The organism is Lyngbya sp. CCY1209 (assembly GCF_055795065.1).
Map to the genome: position 1 here is coordinate 1 of NZ_JAYFER010000584.1, position 3,799 is coordinate 3,799.

4 protein-coding genes are annotated in these 3,799 nt (G+C 54.2%); 2 read left to right on the forward strand and 2 right to left on the reverse strand.

The annotated features are described in order from the left end of the window. The first annotated feature begins 238 nt into the window (after nt 1-238). A complete protein-coding gene (locus tag AC0QHF_RS21160) occupies nt 239-1,549 on the forward strand; it encodes a CO2 hydration protein (protein ID WP_375341455.1) in 1,311 nt (436 codons plus the stop codon). 89 nt (nt 1,550-1,638) lie between these two features. Here the strand turns inward: AC0QHF_RS21160 and AC0QHF_RS21165 are convergent, their stop codons facing one another. Next, the gene (locus AC0QHF_RS21165) at nt 1,639-2,040 is read right to left on the reverse strand and encodes a fasciclin domain-containing protein (RefSeq protein ID WP_324706226.1); all 402 of its coding nucleotides are present in this window, start codon (nt 2,038-2,040) and stop codon (nt 1,639-1,641) included. 95 nt (nt 2,041-2,135) lie between these two features. Next, nucleotides 2,136-2,423, reverse strand: a complete 288-nt coding sequence (locus AC0QHF_RS21170; protein ID WP_324706227.1) for a hypothetical protein — start codon at nt 2,421-2,423, stop codon at nt 2,136-2,138. A gap of 262 nt (nt 2,424-2,685) precedes the next feature. On the opposite strand from AC0QHF_RS21170, the gene AC0QHF_RS21175 reads away from it, so the two are divergent. Continuing rightward, nucleotides 2,686-3,483 (forward strand): MlaE family lipid ABC transporter permease subunit, encoded by a 798-nt coding sequence (locus AC0QHF_RS21175; RefSeq protein ID WP_324706228.1) that lies wholly within the window; start codon nt 2,686-2,688, stop codon nt 3,481-3,483. Nucleotides 3,484-3,799 lie beyond the last annotated feature (316 nt).

Here is a 3,799-nt window from a genome sequence, read left to right on the forward strand (position 1 = left end):
AAAAATCCTTGCTCCTGTCTCCCATCAACGGTTTTCATTGTCGCCCTCGACAATTTTTAACCGAGAATGAAACGGCCGGGCCTTACCAAAGGGGAATTTGACCCATTCTCCCCCCTTATTAAGGGGAATTTGACCCATTCTCCCCCCTTATTAAGGGGAATTTGACCCATTCTCCCCCCTTATTAAGGGGGGCTGGGGGGGATCTTCAACTTTGAAACTTATAATGAATTGAGAATTAATGATGGCACCCACTTTAATACAACCGGAAACCAAACCGACCAAACTGCCGCCTTCCAACCACGAATTTGCCGAAGTCATTCACCGCCTGGAAGCCGGAGGCGCGATGCTGCCGGACACGCCAGAAAATTTGATGCAAATTATCGGGATTTATAAAGCCTATGCCGTGCCGATGGATTTCTATTGGCGGGATTTGCTGTATATTGCGGAACGGGTATTTTTGAATCCGGTTCCCTTTTTCAAATACTTTTTGCCCCAGGAATATTTAGACCTGCACAATCACTATGCCGGGGACGATGCCGACCTGAGAATTTGGCGAGGGGAGGCGACTGCCCACCCGGAATTGTTGGCATTTATCGAAAAGGGTGAAACCCAGAAAAAGATGCCGAAATTGTTCCACCACCTGTGGCACGATCGCATCAACATGGAGTTCGCCGAAGCCTGCATGGTGGCGATGTTTTGGCATCGGGAAATGGGGGGGCAGTTTGACGGCTATTTGGATACGGAAGAATACAAAGCCAACGCCGATCGCGCCATCCGCGCCTATTTCCGCAAAAATCCGGTGATGCTGGGACTCTACAAGCTGTTTCCCGATATGTTTTTGGAACAGGTGCGGCAGTTGTCCTACTACAGCAATTTGGGGCTATTTTGGGAAGTGATGGCTCCGGTGTTTTTCGAGATGAGCGACCTTTACGATGAGGGTAAATTAACCAGCGTCCCCGAGGCGATGAACTTCCTGGTTAACGGTATTTTTGCGATCGCCGGACGCCCGATTTACCACCACGCTTACATCGATGGGGAATGTTACGAAATTATTCCCAAATCGAAAGGATTTACCTGGCTGTACGAGGCGGCGTTACCCTATGTAGAAGCCGTATTTTACCGCACCGCACCCTTCCGCGGCACCAAATCTTACAACGCCCAGGCGAAGGAAGTGCCCGACGATCAGAAAGATTTCCACTACGGCATTCTCTACGCCGATATCTTCCCGGTGGGGACGGCGGGGATTCCGCCCACACTCCTGATGCAGGATATGTACCATTTTCTGCCGCCCTATTTGGTGGACTATTACAAACAGCACTGCCGGGGCGAGGACGATATGTTGATCCAGTTGGCGAACAGTTTCCAGCGATCGATGTATTGTGTCACCTCTGCGGTGATTCAGGCGTTGCGGACGGCGTTGCTGTATCCCCTCGACGATCCCAACCCCCGCCACCTACAGGCGAACCGGGCATTTTTTGAAGCCCAAATGGATCGCTTCAAGCGTCCGGAAGCGCGGCTGCGAAATATCCAAACCCCGGATTATCGTTAGAATTGATAATTTGGGGGTCTAGAAACCGGGTTTCTACTTGGATTGATATGGGGAAACTCAAATTGTCCAAGAAACCCGGTTTCTTGGTTTCAGCCCATCAAAATCACGTTGTCGATGACGTGAATGACGCCGTTATCCGCTTCGATATCTGCCGCGACAACCGTGGCATTTTTGACTTCAAAGCCGTCCTCAAAATTGAGGGGAATGGGCGATCCCTCGACGGAGGTGAGGGTCTGCATTTTTTCCAGATCCGCCTTCATCAACTTGCCCGGGACGACGTGATAGGTCAAGATGCGGGCGAGTTGGGGCGGATTTTGAACGAGGGTTTGGATGGTTCCGGGCGGGAGTTTGGCGAACGCATCGTCGTTGGGGGCAAAAACGGTGAAAGGGCCGGGGGTTTTCAAGGTTTCCACCAACCCGGCGGTTTGGACGGCCGTCACCAGTGTGGTGAAGGACCCTGCATTGACTGCAATATCTACAATATCTGCCATCGATCGCGATATACTGATTTCAAAAATAACGCTTCTGACGATCCTAGACGAATTCGGACTCAAAGCGATCGCCGCCCGTCAAAACATTAATAATATTAGTGACCCCGTGGGTTTTGAGAGGAGGCATAGGTGTCAAATAAGGCCCCCACCAAACTGCACGTCGTGCCAATAATCAACCCCCCCTGGAGGGGATTTCCGCTGCCGAAGATGGCGAGAAACTCCAAAATCTGATCAATGCCAACTTGGCCGATCGCATTCAAGAACGGCAGTTGACGGACGAAGATTGCGATCGCCAACCCCCCGCCGACGATCAGGATGGGGGTCGCGAAGCTGAAAACCATCGTCAAAATGAGCGATCGCAGAAAATCAGGCAAAATACTCATGTGGGTGATTTTCAATGGAATCGGTCAGCCGATCGACTGACAAGATAAGGTTCGCTTGTCTACCACGATAAAGGCGATCGCCCCGTTCGTACCGTTCTGTCAGAAAACTTAAATTAGATACATTTTTGTTTAACTAACGGCGGGTTGCCGGGGCGATAACTCCCCCCTCGGAGGGATCGGACTCGATATAAATGTTGGCAAAATGTAACAAATCGTATAAAGCTGTTATCTTAAATATTTGAGCGTTCCCCGGATCAGTTCCTTGAGCAATTCAAAAACCCGTTCCAGCCTCGGCCTGTGGACTCAGCGCTTCATCGCCTCCCTGTTCCTGGGGGGGCAAGTCTTCATCCACCTGCTGCAGGGCAAAATTCACCGCCGCAACACCTTGGACCAGATGGCCGCCGTCGGCCCGGAGTCGCTGCTGATCGCCCTGCTGACGGCCAGTTTCGTGGGTATGGTGTTCACCATCCAGGTGGCCCGGGAATTCGTCACCCTGGGGGCGGGAAACTTGGTGGGGGGCATCCTCGCCCTGTCCCTGAGTCGGGAACTCAGCCCCGTACTCACCTCCGTCATCGTCGCCGGACGGGTGTGCTCCGCCTTCGCCGCCGAATTGGGGACGATGCGCGTCACGGAACAGATCGACGCCCTCTACATGATGAAAACCGATCCGGTGGACTACCTGGTGATCCCCCGGGTGCTCGCCTGCTGTCTGATGTTGCCCCTCCTGACGATTATTTGTCTGATCACCGGGTTGGCGGGGGGGATGCTGATTTCTGGCAGCCTGTACGGCATCTCGTCCGGGGCGTTCCTGGACTCGATCCGCAATTTCATGACGGTTTGGGATCTCCTCAGCGCCGAAATCAAGTCCGTGGTGTTCGGGTGGGCGATCGCGGTGATCGGCACCAGTTGGGGCCTGACCACCACCGGCGGCGCCAAGGGCGTCGGACAGTCCACCACCACCGCCGTCGTCACCTCCCTCCTGGCGATCTTCATCCTCGATTTCTTCCTCTCCTGGCTGATGTTTCAGGGCGCCGGCAGTGCCGTCTTGCAGGGAGCGTGAATTGGGGTGTGGGGTGTGCTCGGTGGGGTGTGGGGTGTGGGCGGGGGAGCGGAGGGAGCAGAGGAAGCGGAGGGAGCAGAGGGAGCGGAGGGAGCGGAGGGAGCAGGGGGAGCAGGGGGAGCAGGGGGAGCGGAGGGAGCGGAGGGAGCGGAGGGAGCGGAGGGAGCGGAGGGAGCAGAGGGAGCAGAGGGAGCAGAGGGAGCGAAGAAACGGGTGGAACATCCAGACCGCTTGGGAATCAATTCCCAAGCTAATAGCCAAAATCATATTCAGATGATTGGGGAATTTGTACGGATCTGACTATAAATTTGCCTCC

Excerpts from the sequence above, each read along its gene's own strand:
- AC0QHF_RS21160 (WP_375341455.1), top strand. The coding sequence starts at position 239 with ATGATGGCACCCACTTTAATACAACCGGAAACCAAACCGACCAAACTG.
- AC0QHF_RS21165 (WP_324706226.1), bottom strand. The coding sequence starts at position 2,040 with ATGGCAGATATTGTAGATATTGCAGTCAATGCAGGGTCCTTCACCACA.
- AC0QHF_RS21170 (WP_324706227.1), bottom strand. The coding sequence starts at position 2,423 with ATGAGTATTTTGCCTGATTTTCTGCGATCGCTCATTTTGACGATGGTT.